Source organism: Oceaniovalibus sp. ACAM 378 (assembly GCF_008085915.1).
In the GTDB taxonomy this organism is placed as follows: Bacteria; Pseudomonadota; Alphaproteobacteria; order Rhodobacterales; family Rhodobacteraceae; genus Oceaniglobus.
In genome coordinates this window covers 270,340-288,663 of record NZ_VSJK01000003.1, presented here as the reverse complement: position 1 = coordinate 288,663, position 18,324 = coordinate 270,340, and the positions used below count along the sequence as shown (strand labels likewise).

The 18,324-nt window shown below is 61.0% G+C and carries 25 protein-coding genes; 18 read left to right on the top strand and 7 right to left on the bottom strand.

What is annotated here, in order from left to right; genetic code table 11:
* Positions 1-12: 12 nt before the first annotated feature.
* Entirely contained in the window at positions 13-921 is a 909-nt protein-coding gene (locus tag FQ320_RS05395) for a LysR family transcriptional regulator (RefSeq protein WP_148470570.1), read from the bottom strand.
* A 98-nt stretch (positions 922-1,019) separates the two neighbouring features.
* On the opposite strand from FQ320_RS05395, the gene FQ320_RS05390 reads away from it, so the two are divergent.
* Positions 1,020-2,264: a urate hydroxylase PuuD gene (locus FQ320_RS05390; protein ID WP_148470569.1), complete on the top strand. Its 1,245-nt coding sequence runs from the start codon at positions 1,020-1,022 to the stop codon at positions 2,262-2,264.
* Positions 2,265-2,399: 135 nt separating this feature from the next.
* Complete coding sequence (locus FQ320_RS05385; protein WP_148470568.1) at positions 2,400-2,816, top strand: META domain-containing protein; 417 nt, start codon at positions 2,400-2,402, stop codon at positions 2,814-2,816.
* Here the strand turns inward: FQ320_RS05385 and FQ320_RS25530 are convergent.
* Positions 2,800-3,141 (bottom strand): hypothetical protein, encoded by a 342-nt coding sequence (locus FQ320_RS25530; RefSeq protein ID WP_187393786.1) that lies wholly within the window; start codon positions 3,139-3,141, stop codon positions 2,800-2,802. The genes FQ320_RS05385 and FQ320_RS25530 overlap by 17 nt on opposite strands.
* Between FQ320_RS25530 and FQ320_RS05380 the strand changes: the two genes are divergently transcribed.
* The 5 genes from FQ320_RS05380 (at position 3,119) to grxD (ending at position 6,001) form a co-directional block, all read left to right on the top strand.
* Positions 3,119-4,015 carry a DMT family transporter gene (locus tag FQ320_RS05380; RefSeq protein WP_148470703.1) on the top strand — a complete coding sequence of 299 codons (897 nt, stop codon included), beginning with the start codon at positions 3,119-3,121 and terminating at the stop codon, positions 4,013-4,015. The two genes, FQ320_RS25530 and FQ320_RS05380, sit on opposite strands and share 23 nt — an antisense overlap.
* Entirely contained in the window at positions 4,015-4,344 is a 330-nt protein-coding gene (locus FQ320_RS05375; protein ID WP_148470567.1) for an alpha/beta-hydrolase family protein, read from the top strand. The genes FQ320_RS05380 and FQ320_RS05375 overlap by 1 nt, the downstream gene beginning before the upstream one ends.
* 18 nt (positions 4,345-4,362) lie before the next feature.
* Positions 4,363-5,196 carry a patatin-like phospholipase family protein gene (locus FQ320_RS05370; RefSeq protein ID WP_148470566.1) on the top strand — a complete coding sequence of 278 codons (834 nt, stop codon included), beginning with the start codon at positions 4,363-4,365 and terminating at the stop codon, positions 5,194-5,196.
* A gap of 69 nt (positions 5,197-5,265) precedes the next feature.
* Positions 5,266-5,505 carry a BolA family protein gene (locus tag FQ320_RS05365; RefSeq protein ID WP_148470565.1) on the top strand — a complete coding sequence of 80 codons (240 nt, stop codon included), beginning with the start codon at positions 5,266-5,268 and terminating at the stop codon, positions 5,503-5,505.
* Between the two features lie 136 nt (positions 5,506-5,641).
* The gene (gene grxD, locus FQ320_RS05360) at positions 5,642-6,001 is read left to right on the top strand and encodes a Grx4 family monothiol glutaredoxin (RefSeq protein WP_148470564.1); all 360 of its coding nucleotides are present in this window, start codon (positions 5,642-5,644) and stop codon (positions 5,999-6,001) included.
* 35 nt (positions 6,002-6,036) lie between these two features.
* Here grxD and FQ320_RS05355 read toward each other — a convergent pair whose 3' ends face one another.
* The 3 genes from FQ320_RS05355 to FQ320_RS05345 are packed head-to-tail and all read right to left on the bottom strand — an operon-like array spanning position 6,037 to position 7,248.
* Positions 6,037-6,381 carry an MliC family protein gene (locus FQ320_RS05355; protein ID WP_148470563.1) on the bottom strand — a complete coding sequence of 115 codons (345 nt, stop codon included), beginning with the start codon at positions 6,379-6,381 and terminating at the stop codon, positions 6,037-6,039.
* Positions 6,378-6,794 carry a cell division protein ZapA gene (locus FQ320_RS05350; RefSeq protein ID WP_148470562.1) on the bottom strand — a complete coding sequence of 139 codons (417 nt, stop codon included), beginning with the start codon at positions 6,792-6,794 and terminating at the stop codon, positions 6,378-6,380. The genes FQ320_RS05355 and FQ320_RS05350 overlap by 4 nt, the downstream gene beginning before the upstream one ends.
* A complete protein-coding gene (locus tag FQ320_RS05345) occupies positions 6,787-7,248 on the bottom strand; it encodes a hypothetical protein (RefSeq protein ID WP_148470561.1) in 462 nt (153 codons plus the stop codon). Before FQ320_RS05345 ends, FQ320_RS05350 begins: the two co-directional genes overlap by 8 nt.
* 274 nt (positions 7,249-7,522) lie before the next feature.
* Between FQ320_RS05345 and tkt the strand changes: the two genes are divergently transcribed.
* Entirely contained in the window at positions 7,523-9,541 is a 2,019-nt protein-coding gene (tkt, locus tag FQ320_RS05340) for a transketolase (RefSeq protein WP_148470560.1), read from the top strand.
* Positions 9,542-9,602: 61 nt separating this feature from the next.
* Here the strand turns inward: tkt and FQ320_RS05335 are convergent, their stop codons facing one another.
* On the bottom strand, positions 9,603-10,727 hold the full coding sequence (locus FQ320_RS05335; protein ID WP_148470559.1) for a sensor histidine kinase: 1,125 nt from the start codon (positions 10,725-10,727) through the stop codon (positions 9,603-9,605).
* Between the two features lie 45 nt (positions 10,728-10,772).
* The gene (locus tag FQ320_RS05330) at positions 10,773-11,255 is read right to left on the bottom strand and encodes a DoxX family protein (RefSeq protein WP_370513018.1); all 483 of its coding nucleotides are present in this window, start codon (positions 11,253-11,255) and stop codon (positions 10,773-10,775) included.
* Positions 11,256-11,298: 43 nt separating this feature from the next.
* Here FQ320_RS05330 and FQ320_RS25525 point away from each other — a divergent pair, with 43 nt between their 5' ends.
* The 10 genes from FQ320_RS25525 to FQ320_RS05285 all read left to right on the top strand — a co-directional run bounded on the left by FQ320_RS25525 (position 11,299) and on the right by FQ320_RS05285 (position 18,323).
* Positions 11,299-11,439: a hypothetical protein gene (locus FQ320_RS25525; RefSeq protein ID WP_187393778.1), complete on the top strand. Its 141-nt coding sequence runs from the start codon at positions 11,299-11,301 to the stop codon at positions 11,437-11,439.
* Positions 11,440-11,544: 105 nt separating this feature from the next.
* The gene (gap, locus tag FQ320_RS05325; RefSeq protein ID WP_148470558.1) at positions 11,545-12,546 is read left to right on the top strand and encodes a type I glyceraldehyde-3-phosphate dehydrogenase; all 1,002 of its coding nucleotides are present in this window, start codon (positions 11,545-11,547) and stop codon (positions 12,544-12,546) included.
* Positions 12,547-12,855: 309 nt separating this feature from the next.
* Positions 12,856-13,017, top strand: coding sequence for a DUF1127 domain-containing protein (locus FQ320_RS05320; protein ID WP_148470557.1), 162 nt, complete (start codon positions 12,856-12,858; stop codon positions 13,015-13,017).
* A gap of 163 nt (positions 13,018-13,180) precedes the next feature.
* The gene (locus FQ320_RS05315; RefSeq protein ID WP_148470556.1) at positions 13,181-14,038 is read left to right on the top strand and encodes a branched-chain amino acid aminotransferase; all 858 of its coding nucleotides are present in this window, start codon (positions 13,181-13,183) and stop codon (positions 14,036-14,038) included.
* Between the two features lie 87 nt (positions 14,039-14,125).
* Positions 14,126-14,581 carry a universal stress protein gene (locus tag FQ320_RS05310; RefSeq protein ID WP_148470555.1) on the top strand — a complete coding sequence of 152 codons (456 nt, stop codon included), beginning with the start codon at positions 14,126-14,128 and terminating at the stop codon, positions 14,579-14,581.
* 526 nt (positions 14,582-15,107) lie between these two features.
* Positions 15,108-15,671: a NifU family protein gene (locus FQ320_RS05305; RefSeq protein WP_148470554.1), complete on the top strand. Its 564-nt coding sequence runs from the start codon at positions 15,108-15,110 to the stop codon at positions 15,669-15,671.
* Positions 15,671-16,372, top strand: a complete 702-nt coding sequence (gene tsaB, locus FQ320_RS05300) for a tRNA (adenosine(37)-N6)-threonylcarbamoyltransferase complex dimerization subunit type 1 TsaB (RefSeq protein ID WP_148470553.1) — start codon at positions 15,671-15,673, stop codon at positions 16,370-16,372. The genes FQ320_RS05305 and tsaB overlap by 1 nt, the downstream gene beginning before the upstream one ends.
* Entirely contained in the window at positions 16,369-16,839 is a 471-nt protein-coding gene (locus FQ320_RS05295) for a GNAT family N-acetyltransferase (protein ID WP_255509376.1), read from the top strand. Before tsaB ends, FQ320_RS05295 begins: the two co-directional genes overlap by 4 nt.
* 153 nt (positions 16,840-16,992) lie before the next feature.
* A complete protein-coding gene (locus FQ320_RS05290) occupies positions 16,993-17,985 on the top strand; it encodes a BMP family protein (RefSeq protein ID WP_148470552.1) in 993 nt (330 codons plus the stop codon).
* 32 nt (positions 17,986-18,017) lie between these two features.
* Positions 18,018-18,323: a hypothetical protein gene (locus tag FQ320_RS05285; protein WP_187393777.1), complete on the top strand. Its 306-nt coding sequence runs from the start codon at positions 18,018-18,020 to the stop codon at positions 18,321-18,323.
* Position 18,324: the final 1 nt, after the last annotated feature.

The window sequence follows — 18,324 nt, the reverse complement described above, 5'->3', positions numbered from 1 at the left end:
TTCAGGCCACCTTCAGACCACGTTCAGAGCCGGGGTCATCCGCGCGATCATGAATTCCATGAACAGCCGCGACTTGGGGTCCTGATGCCGCCTGTGTGCGTAAAGACACGCCACCTGCACCGGCAGGGGTGGCGTGTCTTCGACCACGCGGACCAAGGCGCCGCTGGCCAGATGTTCAGCAATCTCGAACACCGGTTTCATGACGATTCCCGCGCCGTCCAACGCCCAGTTGGTCAGGACATCGCCATCGTCGCTTTCGAACCGGCCGTGCACCTCGAACCGGCGGGGGCCGTCAGGTGTCTCCAGATTCCACTGGAACTCGGTCGCTCCGGGAAAACGCAGGTTCAGACAGTTGTGCTGCCCGCGGTCGATGGCTTCGCCCGAGACCGGGTGCCCGTGGCGCGCGATATATTCCGGACTGGCGCACAGAACCCGGGGGCAATCGGCTATCTTGCGAATGCGCAGGTTCGAATCCTCGGGACGGCCGAGAAAGAACGCCACATCCAGACCCTCTGCCGTCAGATCGACCTTTCGGTCGCTTGACCTCAGCCGGACCGTAACCTGCGGATAGCTTTCGGCGAAGTCCGGCATATTGGGCGCGATCAGCCGCCGCCCGATGCCCAAAGGCGCGGCAATATGCAATGTGCCGCGGGGGTTGTCGGTGATATTGGCCACGCCCGCCTCGGCATCTTCCACCGAATCCAGAACCGCACAGGCCCCTTCGTAAAAAATCTGCCCTTGCTCTGTCGGCGACAGGCTGCGGGTGGTCCGCTGGAACAACCGCACCCCAAGATGCTGCTCAAGCTGGGTCATCCGCGCCGACACCACAGCGGGCGAGAGTCGCTGATCCCGGGCAGCGGCGGACATGCTGCCCAGTTCATAGACCCGGACAAAGGTGCGGATGTTATCGAGATAAGACATTGTTCGGTTTTCTTTGACGCTGCTTGCTGAATGAAAACATAGTCTGATAATCGATACTTGGATAGTGTCGCCGGATAAATGCACGGAGGTTCTCGATCATGTACGATCTCGCCATCATGTGGGACTGGTTCGCCTTTGCGGTGCGCTGGCTGCATGTCATCACCGCTGTCGCCTGGATCGGTTCGTCGTTTTATTTCGTCGCGCTCGATCTTGGCCTGAACCGCAATATCAAGGGCCCGGCCGATGGAGAAGAATGGCAGGTACACGGCGGTGGATTCTATCACATCCAGAAATATCTGGTCGCCCCCGCAGCGATGCCCGAGCATCTGATCTGGTTCAAATGGGAAAGCTATTGGACCTGGATTTCCGGCGCGGCGCTGCTGATGATCGTCTATTGGGTCGGTGCCGAACTGTTCCTGATTGACCCCGCAAAGGCCGATCTGGCTGTCTGGCAAGCGATCCTGATCTCCGCCGGCTCGCTGACCATTGGCTGGATCTGCTATGACTTCCTGTGCAAATCCCCGCTGGGCGAAACGCCCACGGCGCTGATGCTGCTGCTGTTCGTCATCCTGGTGGTCATGTCCTGGGGGTATCACCAGATCTTCACCGGGCGCGCCGCACTTTTGCATCTGGGGGCCTTCACCGCCACGATCATGACGGCCAATGTGTTCTTTATCATCATGCCAAATCAACGGGTTGTGGTGGCTGATCTCAAGGCCGGGCGCACGCCCGATCCGAAGTATGGCAAGATCGCGAAACTGCGCAGCACGCATAACAACTATCTGACGTTGCCGGTGTTGTTCCTGATGCTGTCGAACCACTATCCGCTGGCGTTTGCCACGGAATACAGCTGGATCATCGCGGCGCTGGTGTTCCTGATCGGGGTGACGATCCGGCATTATTTCAACACGATGCACATGCGCAAGCCGGTTCCGAACTGGACAATCCTTGCGACGATCGTGCTGTTCATCCTGCTGGCCTGGCTGTCGACCGCAAACACCTGGGACGGCGATTATGATGCGCTTGAGGCGCAGGAGCTGACGGCGCGCGAACAGATGTATGCCAGCACCGCCGGGTTCGACGAGGTGCAGGACATCGTGATGGGCCGCTGCTCCATGTGCCACGCCCGCGAACCGGTGTGGGAAGGAATCCATCAGGCGCCCAAGGGCGTGCACCTTGAAACCATCAAGGACATCACCCGCGAGGCGCGCCAGATCTATCTTCAGGCGGGGGTCTCCCACGCCATGCCCCCGGCAAATATCACCGAATTGCCAGCAGAGGACCGCGCCAAGATCCGCGTCTGGTTCAACAGCGCCGGACGGGACGTTGCCGACGCCTCCTGATCGCCACGACACCCCGTCCGCCACTGGCGGGCGGGACTTTGTGTTTCATCTCGCAAACGGATATGGCCCCCGGTATTCCCGGCAGGGCCCGAATTCTGACCGGCAACCGGGACGCAGGAACGAAGAGACGCTGATATGAACCGGCGTTGCAGAACCGCTTTCATCGTCGCTCTGGCGTCCGCCCTTGTGCCGGGGGCCGACGTACTGGCGCAAAAGAGGCTGTCGCCGCTGATCGGTGACCCCTGGCATATCGAAGATATCACCGGCCATGGTGTCATCGACAAAAGCCCGGAAAATCTGCTGTTCACGCCCGATGGAAAACTGACCGGCCACGGAACATGCAACCGGATATTTGCCGCATGGACAGAATCTGAGGGCGCGTTGGTGATCGAAGACATCGGCGCCACCAAAAAGCTTTGCGCCCCGGCGCTGATGACTCAGGAACAACGCCTGCTCACAGCGCTGTCCAGGGTCACCGGATACGCGTTCAATGACACCGGCGCCTTGATCCTGCACACCGCCGACGGCAAAACGATCACCGCCCGCCAGTAATTATCAGCCCAGCCAACACGCACACAGACGCGCCTTTGACCTGATCCGGCAAGCCATGTTTCGACTGCATGGCCGACATGCCCGGGGTTTCATTGACCGACGTGATACCCGGCGATATGGGGGCCTCAAGGCAAATCGCACGATGGCGTCGTGCCCTGTGGCCTTGCCCTCCTTTTTTATCCTGTACGCCCGGATTTTGACCGAGTTCACCCTCGGTCCGAATGTGATGAGGTATCGCAATGAGCCAGACGCAGATCGTTTTCCCCACAGTTCCACTGCCATCCATCAAACCGAATGCCGGAATGATTTGCATGATCGTGGCCATGTTGATGCTGCCGCTTGGCGACACGTTCATCAAACTGCTGACGGGTTCGATGCACCCGGTCAGCGTGGGCATGTGGCGGGTTCTGGCGCAGGCACTGTTTCTGGTGCCTCTGGCCTTCATCATGCGCCGCCGTTTGCGCGGAGCGATGTTTTCGCCGGTTGTCGCGCTGTCGGGCGGCTTGATGGTGATTTCGATGACCAGCCTGATTTTCGCCTTCCAGTCGATGCCGATTGCGACCGCCATCGCGATTTTCTTTGTCGAACCGCTGATCCTGACGCTGCTGGCCGGGCCGTTGCTGGGTGAAAGGGCCGGTCCGCGCCGGCTGATCGCCGTGGGCGTCGGGCTGGTCGGTGCGCTGATCGTGATCCGGCCCGGGTTCTCATCCTATGGCTGGGTCACGGTCCTGCCGCTGATTTCAGCATTTGTCTATGCGCTGAACATGATCGTTCTCAAACGCGCCTCGCGCACCCGATCCAGCCTGACGGTACAGTGCGGCGCGACGATTTATGCAATGCTGGCGCTGCTGGTGCTGGTTGGCGGAATGCATGTGGCGGGTATCGAGAACCTGACACCGCCAGCCGGTGATCTTCGGGTCTGGGGCCTTGTCCTGAGTGCCGGATTGGTCGCCGCCATCACTTTTGTCCTAATCGCCGAGGCCTATCGCTCGGCAGATGCCACTGCCCTTGCGCCGTTCCAGTATCTTGAGATCGTCACCGCGACGGCGATGGGGTTTCTTGTGTTTGGCGATCTGCCGGATACACTCACATGGATCGGCATTTCGATTATCCTTGGGTCAGGTATCTATATCTTCCACCGCGAAGGCCATGCTGACACCTCGACCGCCGCGCCCCGGCGCAGGCGTGGGGGTCGTTAATGATCGCATCCCTGCCTTTGCAGGCGGCATTGTGGGGTCTTGTTGCACACGGGTGCCGCAATTTGCGCGACCACTGCCCACCGGCACCGGCTGGCTTGGTCACGCGGTTTCTGCTGGCCGTCGACATGGCGCTGGCCAATACTGCACCCGATGGCTATGGCCACGCCTATTACGGGCCTGACTATGTTCGGCTCTGGGTTGCCGTCACCACCCGCCAAACTGGACCGGGGCCGACAGCACCCGTCTTGCCGCCCATTGTGATGATGGCTTTCGCTCAGGATGCCGATATTGACCACCGCATTCACCACCGCGCACCATACGCCGAGTGACCGCTGGAAAGGTGGATCATGGCGACGATAGGTCTTGCTCTGGGCGCGGGCGGTGCCCGTGGTCTGGCGCATATTCACGCGCTTGAGGCATTCGACGAACTGGGCCTCAAACCGGCGCTGATCGCAGGCACCTCCATGGGTGCGCTTATCGGCGCCGCCTATTGTGCCGGGATGTCGGGCAGGGAAATCCGCGAGTGGGTGATCGGCACGGTGAACGACAGGTTCCGCCTGATCGGTGATGTGTTCAAGGTGCGCCCGAACAGCGTCAAAAGCTTTCTTGCCGATGGTGGCCCGCGGATCGGTGAGTTCAACCTTGAAGCCATCCTGACCGTCTTTCTGCCCCGCACCATTCCCGAAACGTTCGAGGCGTTGACGATCCCGTTGCGCGTCGTGACCACCGACTATTATGCCTGCGCCAGCGCCGTGTTCGACACTGGCCTCCTGCGCCCGCCTCTTGCCGCATCTGCTGCGATGCCGGCGGTGTTCCTGCCGGTGAAGATCGGCAACCGTTACCACATCGACGGAAGTTCAACCGACCCCTGCCCGCTGGGCCAGATTCAGGGGCGGGCGGATCATGCAATCGCCGTGGATGTGTCAGGCGGGCCGGGCGGCGAACCGGGCATCAAGCCGGGCAAGATCGACGCGATGTATGCCGCCAGCCAGATGATGCAGGCAACAATCGCCCGGGCACAGGCGGCTGCCTTTCCCAAGACTGTCCTGATGCGCCCGCCCGTTGCCGATTATCGCCCACTGGATTTTCTGAAAGCGGCCGAAATTCTGGAAAAGACCGCATCTCTGGGCGAGCAGGTAAAGCGCGCCATCGCAGGGTTGTGCGAACAGGACTCCGACTGATCCATCATCGAACTTGAAGCGCCTCGGCACAGGCCATAGATAGGATTCAAAAGCCGGAGGATACCCGATATGGCAATGCAGGCGCAAGAAATCGAAGATTTGATCCGCGAGACCTTTCCAGATGCACAGATCACCATCACCGATCTGCGAGGCGACGGAAATCACTATGCGGCCGAGGTCGTCGATGCGTCCTTTGCTGGCATGAACCGGGTGCAGCAGCAGCGCGCCGTCTATGCCGCGCTGAAAGGCCGGATGGATGGCTCGACCGGTGAGTTGCACGCGCTGGCGCTTACCACACGCGCGCTCTGAGGGGTGCCGCCCCGTCCAAGACGTTATCCGCCCGGTTCTGGTGCGGGGACACGGCGGGGTTCACAAGACAAGGATTTGAATACTGGCGCCAGATGCGTCGGATCAACCACTGAAAAACAACGAAGGACCGACAGAAATGACATCTGAGGAAACCATCAAAGAGACCGTGACCAGCAATGACGTCGTGCTGTTCATGAAAGGCACCAAGTCCATGCCGCAGTGCGGTTTTTCATCCCGCGTGGCGGGGGTGCTGAATTTCATGGGCGTTGAATTTGCCGACGTCAACGTGCTGGCAGACGAAGGCATCCGTCAGGGCATCAAGAATTTCTCGGACTGGCCGACGATCCCGCAGCTTTACGTCAAAGGCGAATTCGTCGGAGGCTGCGACATCATCACCGAAATGACCATGTCGGGCGAGCTGGACACGCTGTTCACCGAAAAGGGTGTGACCTTCGACAAGGTTGCCGCCGACAAGATCCGCGAAGCCAACGTCTGAATCGATGTGCGCCGCCCCCGGGGCGGCGCCACACCCTAACCCGCTGTGTGGCAGCCCGGCAGGATTGTTGTGCCTTCGGTGTTGCCATGGCCCAAAAGCGCCTCATCGCCCTTGGTGAACCAGTTATAGCCGGTGTCGTTCTTCCCGATCTCGGCATAGAGCGCGCCTGACCCCGACCGAACAGTCTCAAGCGCGACCAACCGGCCTTCGATCTGCATGACCGCAAAGGCTTCGGGACCATCGCTGTTGATATAGACCACCGACAGCCGCACATCGCGGTCGCAGATATATTCGGCCATCTTCACATCAGCCGATTTTATATCCGCCTGTGCGGCCTCTGCCCCCAACATCAATCCACAAATCAAAACGGAACGGATCATGAGTTCGCCCGTTCTTCGACGCTGTCAGCAATCGATTCGGCCCGGGCTGCCATTTCGGCAAGCGAATCGATGACTGAGGCCGGGATCACCGGCACCTCGACCCGTTCAGCGGCGGGGGGCGGCGCGTTACGCAACGCGCTGACCTCGGCCTCGGCACGAGCCAGTTGTTCCTCGGTATGGCGCAGCTGGCGATCCGTGGCGCGCACCTGTTCCTCCATTCCGGCGGTCTTGTCGGCCAGCATCAATCCGGCCATCAGCAACATTCGGCTTTCGGGCAGGCGGCCGATCTGACCGACCAGAGCCGCTGCTTCGGTATCCAGCATCCGCGCGGCGGACTGAAGATAGTGCTCTTCGCCCTCCTGACAGGCCACGTCAAAGACGCGACCGCCAATGGTGATTTTGATCTCAGGCACCGGCACTCTCCTCGACGATGGGTTTCAGTTCGGCCAGCAGTGCCTCGATCTCGTCTCGTTCGGCGGCGCGGGTTGCGCGCAGTGCCTCAAGCTCTGAACGCAGCGCCCCGGTGTCATCCGCCCCTTGTGCAGTTGCTGGCGGCGCGTCCCGCAACCCGGTGTTTTCCTCTTCCAGTGCGGCAATCCTGTTGTGGGCGGCGGCGAGATCGGTTTCCAGCGCACTCACCTTTGTATCCTGCCGCTCCTTGATTGCGCGCACCCGTTCCTCAAGCTGGGCGGTCACGTCCCGCTCGGCTTCAAGCTCGGCCAGCAGATCGGCGGCGGGGGGCAGGCCGTCGTCCACTTCGGCGGCGGGCTCAGGTTCTGGGCGCGCCGGATAAAGCGAGCCGGCGTGGGTCGCGATCCGGTCCAGCGCAGCGGCTATCCGGCGCTCCAACTCGGTCATGTCCTTCATTGGGTCTTCCTTGCTTTATGCCGCACCTGCCGATTCGGGCCATGGACCGCGAATCACCCCCGTTGGGATTCCGGGCATTTAACCCCAAGTCAAACCCGATTTCATCCCCCAAGCGGCAAATTGGCCATCTTGCGCACCTCTCAGGCCCGGTCTGCCCGGCGTTCCGCCTGACCGGGCACAACCAGACCGGGTCAGCGCGCTTGATCTTGACGTCAGGGCTGCTATCACCCGGGCCATCCGGGACATCTCCCGACAGGCCGCCAGAGGAAACGACATGGACATCGCCAGCCTGCGCGAACGCGCACCCGATCATTGGAATCGCGCCGCCGCGCTTCGGTTTCTGGCCATGGATGCCGTTGCCGCCGCAAACTCAGGGCACACGGGCATGCCGATGGGTATGGCCGATGTCGCCACGGTCCTGTTTTCGCGCCATCTGAAGTTCAGCGCGGCGAACCCCGACTGGCCTGACCGTGACCGGTTCATCCTGTCTGCGGGTCATGGATCGATGCTGCTGTACGGGTTGCTGCACCTGACCGGCTATGCCGACATGACGCTGGAGCAGTTGAAGAACTTCCGCCAGTGGGGCGCGATCACAGCCGGGCACCCGGAATACGGCCACGCCAAGGGAATCGAAACCACGACCGGACCGCTGGGTCAGGGTCTGGGCAATTCGGTTGGTTTCGCCATCGCCGAAGAATCCCTGCGCGCCAGGTTCGGCAAGAAGATCATCGATCACCATACCTATGTCATCGCGGGCGACGGCTGCCTGATGGAGGGCATCAGCCAGGAGGCGATCTCGCTGGCCGGGTTCCAGAAACTGGGCAAGCTGATCGTGTTCTGGGACAACAACAACATCACGATCGACGGCACCGTCGACATGACCGACCGCACCGATCAGTTGAAGCGGTTCGCCGCCAGCGGCTGGCATGTGCAGGAATGTGACGGCCACGACCCCGAAGCAATCGATGCTGCGATCACCGCGGCCAAGGCCGCGAACCAGCCGTCGATGATTGCCTGCAAGACCCATATTGCCCTTGGAAGTTCCGCTCAGGACACGTCGAAAGGCCACGGCGCGCTGACCGGCGACAAACTTATCGCCGACACCCGCGAGGCTTACGGCTGGGACCACTCACCATTCGAAATCCCCGACGATATCCGTAAATGGTGGGCCGAGGTCGGCGCACAGGGTGACGTGGTGCATACCGAATGGACGGCGCGGCTTGCCGATCTCAGCGATGGCCGGCAGATGCTGTTCAACCGCATGTTTTCGATGGATCCGCCGAAAAAGCTGACCGCGACGATCCGTGCGCTGAAAAAACAACTCAGCGAATCCGCGCCCAAGGTGGCCACCCGCAAGAGCAGCGAAATGGTGCTTGAGGTGGTGAACCCAATCATGCCGGAAACCATCGGCGGCTCGGCTGACCTGACGGGCTCGAACAATACGCTGACCGCCGATCTGGGCATTTTCGATGCATCAGACCGGCGCGGGCGTTACCTTCACTATGGCATCCGCGAACATGGCATGGCCTCGGCGATGAACGGTATGGCGCTGCATGGCGGTGTACGTCCCTATGGCGGCACCTTCATGTGTTTCACCGATTACGCACGGCCCGCGATGCGGCTGTCGGCACTGATGAAAGCGCCCGTCGTCTATGTGATGACCCACGATTCCATCGGTCTTGGCGAAGACGGACCGACACACCAGCCGGTGGAACATCTGGCAATGCTGCGTGCGACCCCGGATATCAACATCTTCCGTCCCGCAGATTCCATCGAAACTGCCGAGGCGTGGGAAATCGCCCTTTCGTCCACCGGCACGCCTGCGGTTCTGGCGCTGAGCCGTCAGAACCTGCCCACTGTGCGGACCGAGCATAAGAACGCGAACCTGACCGCCAAAGGTGCCTATGTGCTGGCTGACGCGCAGGCAAAGCGGCAGGTGATCCTGATGGCAACCGGGTCGGAAGTGTCAGTGGCGCTGGCGGCCCGTGACCTGCTCGAGGCCGAAGGCATCGGCACCCGGGTCGTATCGATGCCCTGCTGGGAACTGTTCGAGGCACAGGACGACACCTATCGCCGCCGCACCCTGCCCCCCGGACCTGTCCGCGTCGCAATTGAGGCCGGTGTGCGTTTTGGCTGGGACCGCTGGCTGTTTGGCGAAGGCGGAAAGAAGGACAAGGCCGATTTTGTCGGCATGCACGGCTTTGGCGCTTCGGCCCCGGCGGAAGAGCTGTACGAACAGTTCGGCATCACGGCTGAAGCGACGGTCGCCAAGGTAAAGGCCCTGTTGGGCTAAGGGCGGCATTCAGCTTTGCATTTTTTCGGGCGTGCCATGCAAGGCGCGCCCGAATTGCATTTCAGACCGTCTGCGCGACCTGTTCAAGCGGTATACGAACTTCGGCCACCGTGCCCTGCGCCGCCTCAAGCCGATGATAGGTGCCACCAAGCTGAGCACAGGACGCCTCGATCACCGGCAGCCCCAGCCCGCCGTCGCGTCGGTGATCCACAGGAAACCCGATTCCGTCATCCGCAAGGGTCAGGACATACTGGCCGCCTTCGACTTGCGAGGCTTTGTCCCTGTGTCCGCGAACGTCGATCCGCCCGGCCCGCGCGTCGGGAAAGGCATGGGTGATCGAATTCTGGATAAACTCATTCACCAGCACCGCCACCGCCGCCGCGCGGCGTGAATCAAGTTGGTAGGGTTCGATATCCAACTTAAGCGCCACATGATCCGGGCGAAATCCCTGAATCGACCCGGCGACATTCGTCAAATACCGGGCCAGATCAATGCGATCCGTGGCATTCGTGCGGTAAAGCTGTTCGTGCAGCGACGCCACCGTTTCGATCCGTCGCACCACGGTGCCCAGCGCTGTTTTGACTTCCTCGGAAACCCCCGAACGGGAATGAAGCCGGGTCAGCGCGGCCACCGATTGCAGCGAATTCTTGACCCGGTGATCGACCTCTTGACGCAGAACTTCCGCCTCGCGCAGGGCCTTGCGCAATTCGAGCTGCGTCACGACCTGCCGCGCCAGAGCTGCCAGCATATCGCGCTGCACCGGGGTCAGCCTGCGCGGGCGATAGTCCAGAACGCACAGCATGCCAATCGCAACCCCGGTTGCCGACCGCAACTGTGCCCCGGCATAAAACCGAATGCCCGGATCGTCGACGCACAACAGATTGCCTGAAGACCGCGCATCGTTGAGCGTATCGGGAATTTCAACCATTTCGTCAGCATGAATGGCATGCACGCAAATCGATTTATCCAGCGGGGTCTGCGAAGGCTGCATGCCGACGCGGGCCTTGAACCACTGGCGGTCTGAATCGATCAGGCTGACCAGCGCAATCGGCGCATCACAGATTTCTGCGGCCAAAGCTGCGATATCGTCAAAGCTCTGTTCTGGTCGGGAATCGAGTATATCATACTCGCCAAGCACAATCAGGCGCGCTTCTTGCGAGCTGGTTTCGGTTGCCGCAATTTTCATGGTGCCGACGCCTGCCCAAACTAAGAAGATTAGAACTTTATACGTTCAGCTTTCCAGCGGCAATGGACGATCGGTTGACCTTGCGGCACCTGGTCCATCCGCCCCAATTTGCGCCATCCGCCCCGCATGTCCTGCCAGTACCAGCAAGCCCCCGGCGATCGCCCAGTTCTTGATAAAGATAGACATTTGCCAGCCATCGTCCGGAATAAAATGGAACCAGCTGGTAAACAGGCAGTATATTGCCAATGCGATGGCCACCCACCGCAGCCATATCCCGAGGATCAGCGCCAGTGCCGCAGCCCCGTTGAACACCAGCGCAGGCCAGACCAGCCAGCCGGGCAGCCCCTTGCCCGTCAACAGATCTGAAACCTGCGCCGGGTCCAGCGCCTTTTGCAGCGCGCCCGCGACGAACAACAGCGCTATCAGGCAGCGCCCCAGCACGATCAAGACCCTGTCCATCCGCGCACCCATCACCGCCCCCTTGCTTTGGCCGAATTTCATGTTGCCCGGCGGACCGGGCCGGGCCATGTTGCGCGCAAAGGCGGACCTCTACCATGATTAAACGCGCAAAATGACCAACACGACCGCTATCGGGCTTGCCTCTGTGGTTCTTGTGCTGATCGGGGTGGACCTGTGGTTTGACTCGGGGGCAATGCTGTATCTGGGACGCAAGATGGCGGATCTGGTGCGATATATCGCCTTTTGGCGCTGAGCTTCGGGTCGGTGGAGTTGACTGCTGACCGGAAATAGACATTGTGGCGCCAACCCCGCCGGGGGGCGGACCGCTTCGCGCCCCGACCAGCAAAGGAGAGCTTTCATGACCGTCAAGGTAGCAATCAATGGCTTTGGCCGTATTGGGCGTAACATACTGCGTGCAATCATAGAATCCGGCCGGACCGACATTGAGGTGGTGGCAATCAACGATCTGGGCCCGGTCGAAACCAACGCCCACCTGCTGCGTTATGACTCGGTCCATGGCCGGTTTCCCGCAACGGTGACAACAACCGAAAACACAATCGACGTGGGTCGCGGCCCGATCAGGGTCACGGCGATCCGCAATCCCGCCGACCTTCCCTGGGGCGATGTCGACATCGTCCTGGAGTGTACCGGCATCTTCACCACCAAGGAAAAATGCGCCGCGCATCTGGAAAACGGATCAAAGCGCGTGCTGATTTCGGCCCCCGGGGCCGGCGCGGACAAAACCATCGTCTATGGCGTCAACCATGATGTGCTGACCGCTGACGATATCGTAGTGTCCAACGCGTCCTGCACCACCAACTGCCTGTCGCCGGTGGCCAAGGTGCTGAACGACACAATCGGCATCAAGCGTGGGTTCATGACCACGATCCACAGCTATACCGGCGATCAGCCGACGCTGGATACGATGCACAGCGACCTGTACCGCGCCCGCGCCGCCGCTCTCAGCATGATCCCGACCAGCACCGGCGCCGCCAAGGCGGTGGGTCTTGTCCTGCCCGAATTGAACGGCAAGCTTGACGGTGTCGCGATCCGCGTACCCACCCCCAACGTCTCGGTTGTCGATCTGACGTTCGAAGCATCGCGCGACACATCTGTACAGGAAATCAACGACGCGATCCGCGCCGCTGCTGATGGCGCGATGAAAGGCATCCTTGGCTATACCGATGAACCGCTGGTCAGCATCGATTTCAACCACAATCCCCACTCCAGCGTCTTCCACATGGATCAGACCAAAGTCATGGAAGGCAGCCTGTGCCGCATCCTGACTTGGTATGACAACGAATGGGGCTTCTCCAACCGTATGGCCGACACTGCCGTGGCGATGGGCAAGCTGATCTGAACATTGCCCGGACGTTGACGTAAGTAGTTTACCCGATCCCGGAGCAAGATGACTGTGCATTGGAACGGCTCGTTTCTCTGAAGAGTCATCTTGCTTCACCGGTCGTCCAGAGGATCGGTGCCCACAGATCCTCGCCGAGCGGTGTTTCCCAAGCTTAAACTACAAAATCCACATGCTTGGCACCCCCGCTCGCCGCATTGCAGCATTTGCATGGCAGCCTTCGAATTTGGGGCGTTGTCTGGCGCTAACATAACATCCATCTCACATCCTGTAAGCGAAACGCCTTACGACGAACCACAGGATACGAAGATGAAACTGATCCACGCCATCCGCGCCGCCGCCGCGCGCCGCATCGCATACCGTCGCACGGTTGCCGAACTATCTCGCCTCAACACCGATGTCGCTCTTGACCTTGGTATCTTTCCCGGTGACGCGGCAAAGATCGCCCGGCAATCTGTCTATGGCGTCTGATCTGCCTGACGCCGCTTTTGCACACCCCTGAACGGGCAGGCCGCCAAAGCCTGCCCGTTTTGCGTTCCCGTTGCTGTCTCAACCGCGCCTCGCCTTGCCCGCCCCATCTGGACCATGCCGCGTCGCCGGTGTTAACTGCCCCTATCAGCATCAGGGGGCAGACATGGCGACCGGCACAAACATCCGCACATATTTCCAGGGCGCATGGCACGACGGTGATGTTGCGGTCATCAAGGCGGCAGATCACGGCGCGTGGCTGGGCTCCGGAGTGTTTGACGGTGCGCGGTATTTCGATGGTGTCGCGCCCGATCTTCTGGCCCATTGCCAGCGGGTGAACCGGTCCGCCGAGGCGCTGATGGTCAACCCCACGATCAGCCCCGAAGACATGGTGGCGCTGATTTGGGAAGGTCTGGCCGTCTATCCGAAAAACGCTGCCGTTTATATCCGGCCAATGTATTGGGCCACCGACTGCGGTTATTCTGCCATTGTGCCCGGCGCGGGAACAGGGTTTTGCATCTGCCTTGAGGAAATCCCAATGGCTGCGCCCGACCAGTCGGCAACCCTGTGCCTCACAAGGTTCCGCCGTCCGGTATTGGAAAGTAGCGTCGTCAACGCCAAAGCTGCCTGCCTCTATCCCAACAACGCAAGGATGCTGGCCGAGGCCAAGGCGCGTGGATTTGCGAACGCTCTGGTGGCCGATGCCTTGGGGAATGTGGCCGAATCGGCGACCGCCAATGTGTTCATGGTGAAGGACGGCGAGGTGTTCACCCCCATCGCCAACGGCACATTTCTGGCCGGGATCACCCGTGCCCGGCATATGGTCAACCTGCGGGCCGACGGAATGAAGGTTCACGAAACCGTACTGGCCTTTGCCGATTTCGACCAGGCGGACGAAGTATTCATGACCGGCAACATGTCCAAGGTAACGCCGGTCACCGCATTCGAAAACCGCCAGTATCAGATCGGCCCCGTCACCAAACGCGCACGCGAATTGTATTGGGATTGGGCGCATTCGCTCTGAACGGACCCGACCATTTGCCGCGCATATTGGCGTGGACAGCCCGCCCTGCCTGCGCCATTGTTCCGCCGAATGAACAGGGAGCGCCTGATGCGCAAGTTTCTCGTCGTGCTGGACGACAGCCGCGAATGTCTGAACGCCATGCGGTTCGCCGCCATGCGCGCAGCCCGGACGGGGGGCGGGGTGGTTATCCTCGCCGTGATTCCGCCCGAAGATTTCAACCATTGGGTCGGTGTGGGCGACATCATGCGCCAAGAGGCAAGAGAACGGATCATTGCCCACTATGAGGTTTATGCCAAATGGATGCGTGACCGGCAGGGGGTCGAACCCGAACTGGTGATCCGTGAGGGCGAGGCGGTTTCCGAGATCCTCAATCTGATCAAGGAAGACGGGGAGGTGGGCGTGCTGGTGCTGGGCGCTTCTGCCGACAGCGGCGGCCCCGGTCCGTTGGTGACCCAATTGACCCGCGCTGCCGGAGAACTTTCGGTGCCCATAACCATCGTCCCCGGCGAACTGAGCAAGGAGCGGCTGGAGGCGGTGACGTAATCCGCCTGCTGTTGGCTAAAAAGGTGGCGCGCGGGGAATGGCACGACGGTTTCGATAAACGCATAGCGTTGTATCTTGCCGCGCGTCTGCGCCGGACCGATCTGGCACACCTTTGCCGCAGCCCTGCCTGAACAGGTGGTCACCCCGCCCCCGGGGCACCACTGGCGATTTCGGTTAACCCGCCAAATTTATCACCGTTTTTGCGAGGCGACCGATTGCAGTGCGCTGACGTTGGCTGGCGGCCGCCCGCTCGCGGTTCTCGCGACGTCTTAGGGTGCCACTTTGACCGGTTTTCCCGATCGGCGATCCAGCGTACAGTCGATGAGCCGATTGCCGGGCAGGCGTCGCAAACGGCTCTCGCCCTGCGTGCCCTTGCCCGAGTGTCGCACGTCTCGCCTCTGGTCGATGCCCCGGGCGCGCTTCCGCCGGGTTTCCGTCGCTGAACCCGCCAATTTAGAATCGTTCCAAACGTTGACAAACGGCCCACCAGGGCGCATATCAAGACAGTCATGCGAAAGGTGCGCCAATGTTTATCCAGACCGAATCCACTCCAAATCCGGCGACACTGAAGTTCCTGCCCGGCCAGACCGTGCTGGACACCGGAACCGCCGATTTCCCCACGCCCGACTCGGGTGCTTCATCGCCTCTTGCGCAGCGCATTTTTGCGGTCGACGGCGTGACAGGCGTCTTCCTTGGTTCCGATTTCGTGACGGTGACCAAGGGCGAAGCAGTGGCATGGGAACATATCAAACCCGCGATCCTTGGTGCCATCATGGAGCATTTCCAGTCCGGCGCAGCTGCGCTCGACGGTGAAACGCCGGCACCGGGCGGCCACGCGGCCCACGACGGACCAGACGCCGCCATCGTCGGCCAGATCAAAGAACTGCTCGACACCCGTGTGCGCCCCGCTGTGGCACAGGATGGTGGCGACATCACGTTTCACGGTTTCGACCGTGGCATCGTCTATCTGCACATGATGGGCGCCTGCGCTGGCTGTCCGTCTTCGACCCTGACCTTGAAAATGGGGATCGAGAATCTGCTGCGCCACTATATCCCCGAAGTGGTCGAGGTGCGTCCAGTCGCTGCCTGATGTTACCGTCTGAGCCCACCATTCTGGCATTCGATACGTCGGTCGCGCATTGCGCGGCCGCACTTCTTTCGGGTGGCAGAATTGTCGCCCAGCGTTATGAGGAAATGGCCAAGGGTCAGGGCGAACGGCTGATCGGGCTGCTTGGCGATGTGCTCGACGATCACGGAGCAGTCTGGGCGGATTTGGATGGTATCGGCGTAGGCATCGGTCCGGGAAATTTCACCGGGATCCGCATTGCCGTCTCGGCGGCGCGGGGGTTGGCGCTGGGGCTTGGCGTGCCTGCGATCGGCGTATCGGGGTTTGAAATCCTGCACCGCGCAAGTGCCCGCACCGCTGAGTCACGGCATCTGATCTCGCTGCCCCACCGGGGTGGCTATTACCTTCAGGAACTGCTTGACGGACGGCATCGGGGCGCCGCCATTGCGATGACAGATCCCGACGTCGCGCCGGTTCTGGACGATCTAACCGGCACGGTGATTTTGGGCGAAAATGCACACGACATTGCCTTATTGATGGCGCAGGCCGACAAGCCTTCTGCCATTTATCGTGATGCGTCCGTCCCATGGCCCAAGGCCGCCGGGCTGATTGCCCAAATCACTGCTGATCGGATGGCGACGCCTCAACCGCGCCCTGCCCCGCTTTATATCCGTGCACCCGATGCGGCCCCGCCGCGCGATCCGGCGCCGGTTATCCTGCCGTGACGAGAAAAGGCGCAGCGCGACAAATCGACGATCCAGCCGCGCGCGACTTCCCCCCCGAAACGCTTGCCACCATACATGCCGCCGCGATGATCCTGCCCCGCCCCTGGAGCGTGGCGGAATTTGCCTCGCTCCTGTCCTTTCCGGGCACATTTGTCACCGGTGCGGCGCAGGCGTTTGCCCTTGGCCGTGTGATACTGGACGAGGCCGAGTTGCTGACCCTTGCAACCCACCCGGATTACCGCAGGCAGGGGCTGGCCCGCGCAGCCCTGTCGGCATTCGAAACCGCAGCTCTGGCCCGGGGGGCTGCGACCGCATTTCTCGAAGTTGCTGAGAACAACGCCCCGGCCCGCGCGCTCTATTGTGCCGCAGGATATACGGTGACCGGACGCCGGCCCGGCTATTATCGCACGACCGGTTCCGCGCCCGTTGATGCCTTGCTGATGGCACGTCTGCTTTCCGCAGAGTGACGCTCGGTCAGATGCGTGTTTCTGCGGTCTTTGCCTGATCGCGCCACGCCACATTACAAATACAGGTTGACCCCTGCCATGCCCTGCGGCCTTATTCCAATGTCCGGGCATAAAACGATCCGTGCCCGCAAAAACAACATCCGGGAGAGCCCTATGACCCCTATGCACAAATTTCTTGGCGCGACGGCCGCGCTGGCCCTGTCCGCCGGTGCCGCTTTGGCCGACCCCGGCCTGATCATCGATCTGGGCGGCAAGTTCGACAAATCCTTCAATGAATCCGCCTATACCGGTGCTCAGAAATGGGTCGAGGATACCGGCGGCGAGTATGTGGAAACCGAACTTCAGTCCGAGGCGCAGCGTGAACAGACGATGCGCCGCATGGCCGAACGGGGTGCCAACCCAATTGTCGTTCTGGGGTTTGCCAACGCATCGACCCTGGAAAAGATCGCACCCGATTATCCCGATGTCAGCTTTGCGATTGTCGACATGGTCGTCGATCAGCCCAACGTGCAGTCCATCGTATTTGCCGAACACGAGGGCAGCTTTCTGGTCGGTGTGATGGCCGCCATGGCGTCGAAATCCGGCACGGTGTCGTTCGTCGGTGGCATGGACGTTCCGCTGATCCGCAAATTCGCCTGCGGCTACGTGCAGGGCGCGAAATCGGCCAACCCGGAAATCACCGTGATCCAGAACATGACCGGCACCACGCCATCGGCCTGGAACGATCCGGTCAAGGGCGCGGAGCTGACCAAGGCGCAGGTCTCCCAGGGGTCTGACGTGGTCTATGCCGCCGCAGGGGGCACCGGTGTCGGCGTTCTTCAGGCCGCCAAGGACGAAGGCATCCTGTCCATCGGGGTGGACTCCAACCAGAACTATCTGCACCCCGGCTCGGTTTTGACCTCGATGCTGAAACGGGTCGATAACGCCGTCTATGCCGTTTTTGAAGGTGGCGCAGAGGGTTTCAAGCCCGGCATCAACGCGCTGGGTCTGGCGAATGACGGCGTGGGTTACGCCATGGACGATAACAACAAGGATCTGGTGTCCGAAGAGATGGTCAAAGCCGTTGAAGACGCGAAAGCCAAGATCATGTCGGGCGAAATCACCGTGCACGACTATACCTCGGACGACAGCTGCCCCGCGAGCTGATGATTTCGCAGGGTAACAAGGGGCGGTCCGATGTGGCCGCCCCCGCCATGGGAACCTCCCTCGCAGTCGGAGCCGCCTTTGGTGCGACTCTGGCCATTGGGGAAACGATCAGCTTTCAGGCCGACGGCGGCGTTAAAACCGTGCGCGCCTACGATCAATTCGGCATGGCCGTTATCGAATCTATCGGCGAGCCGGGCGCGATTTATCAATGCGTGGCTCTGGATCAGACCGGGCAGCCGATCGCGACAGTGTCGGCGCTTTCCGACATGGGCCAGATGATGATCGAGGGCCTGTCTGCCGATGCCATCAGCTCGGTCAAATGTCGAAAGGTCATGTAGG

Coding starts and splice junctions, on each gene's coding strand:
- FQ320_RS05390 (WP_148470569.1), top strand. CDS start 1,020: ATGTACGATCTCGCCATCATGTGGGACTGGTTCGCCTTTGCGGTGCGC.
- FQ320_RS05305 (WP_148470554.1), top strand. CDS start 15,108: ATGTTTATCCAGACCGAATCCACTCCAAATCCGGCGACACTGAAGTTC.
- FQ320_RS25525 (WP_187393778.1), top strand. CDS start 11,299: ATGACCAACACGACCGCTATCGGGCTTGCCTCTGTGGTTCTTGTGCTG.
- FQ320_RS05370 (WP_148470566.1), top strand. CDS start 4,363: ATGGCGACGATAGGTCTTGCTCTGGGCGCGGGCGGTGCCCGTGGTCTG.
- tkt (WP_148470560.1), top strand. CDS start 7,523: ATGGACATCGCCAGCCTGCGCGAACGCGCACCCGATCATTGGAATCGC.
- gap (WP_148470558.1), top strand. CDS start 11,545: ATGACCGTCAAGGTAGCAATCAATGGCTTTGGCCGTATTGGGCGTAAC.
- FQ320_RS05375 (WP_148470567.1), top strand. CDS start 4,015: ATGATCGCATCCCTGCCTTTGCAGGCGGCATTGTGGGGTCTTGTTGCA.
- grxD (WP_148470564.1), top strand. CDS start 5,642: ATGACATCTGAGGAAACCATCAAAGAGACCGTGACCAGCAATGACGTC.
- FQ320_RS05315 (WP_148470556.1), top strand. CDS start 13,181: ATGGCGACCGGCACAAACATCCGCACATATTTCCAGGGCGCATGGCAC.
- FQ320_RS05395 (WP_148470570.1), bottom strand. CDS start 921: ATGTCTTATCTCGATAACATCCGCACCTTTGTCCGGGTCTATGAACTG.
- FQ320_RS05335 (WP_148470559.1), bottom strand. CDS start 10,727: ATGAAAATTGCGGCAACCGAAACCAGCTCGCAAGAAGCGCGCCTGATT.
- FQ320_RS05380 (WP_148470703.1), top strand. CDS start 3,119: ATGATTTGCATGATCGTGGCCATGTTGATGCTGCCGCTTGGCGACACG.
- FQ320_RS05365 (WP_148470565.1), top strand. CDS start 5,266: ATGGCAATGCAGGCGCAAGAAATCGAAGATTTGATCCGCGAGACCTTT.
- FQ320_RS05345 (WP_148470561.1), bottom strand. CDS start 7,248: ATGAAGGACATGACCGAGTTGGAGCGCCGGATAGCCGCTGCGCTGGAC.
- FQ320_RS05310 (WP_148470555.1), top strand. CDS start 14,126: ATGCGCAAGTTTCTCGTCGTGCTGGACGACAGCCGCGAATGTCTGAAC.
- FQ320_RS05330 (WP_370513018.1), bottom strand. CDS start 11,255: ATGGCCCGGCCCGGTCCGCCGGGCAACATGAAATTCGGCCAAAGCAAG.
- FQ320_RS25530 (WP_187393786.1), bottom strand. CDS start 3,141: ATGGCCACGATCATGCAAATCATTCCGGCATTCGGTTTGATGGATGGC.
- FQ320_RS05290 (WP_148470552.1), top strand. CDS start 16,993: ATGACCCCTATGCACAAATTTCTTGGCGCGACGGCCGCGCTGGCCCTG.
- FQ320_RS05320 (WP_148470557.1), top strand. CDS start 12,856: ATGAAACTGATCCACGCCATCCGCGCCGCCGCCGCGCGCCGCATCGCA.
- tsaB (WP_148470553.1), top strand. CDS start 15,671: ATGTTACCGTCTGAGCCCACCATTCTGGCATTCGATACGTCGGTCGCG.
- FQ320_RS05385 (WP_148470568.1), top strand. CDS start 2,400: ATGAACCGGCGTTGCAGAACCGCTTTCATCGTCGCTCTGGCGTCCGCC.
- FQ320_RS05355 (WP_148470563.1), bottom strand. CDS start 6,381: ATGATCCGTTCCGTTTTGATTTGTGGATTGATGTTGGGGGCAGAGGCC.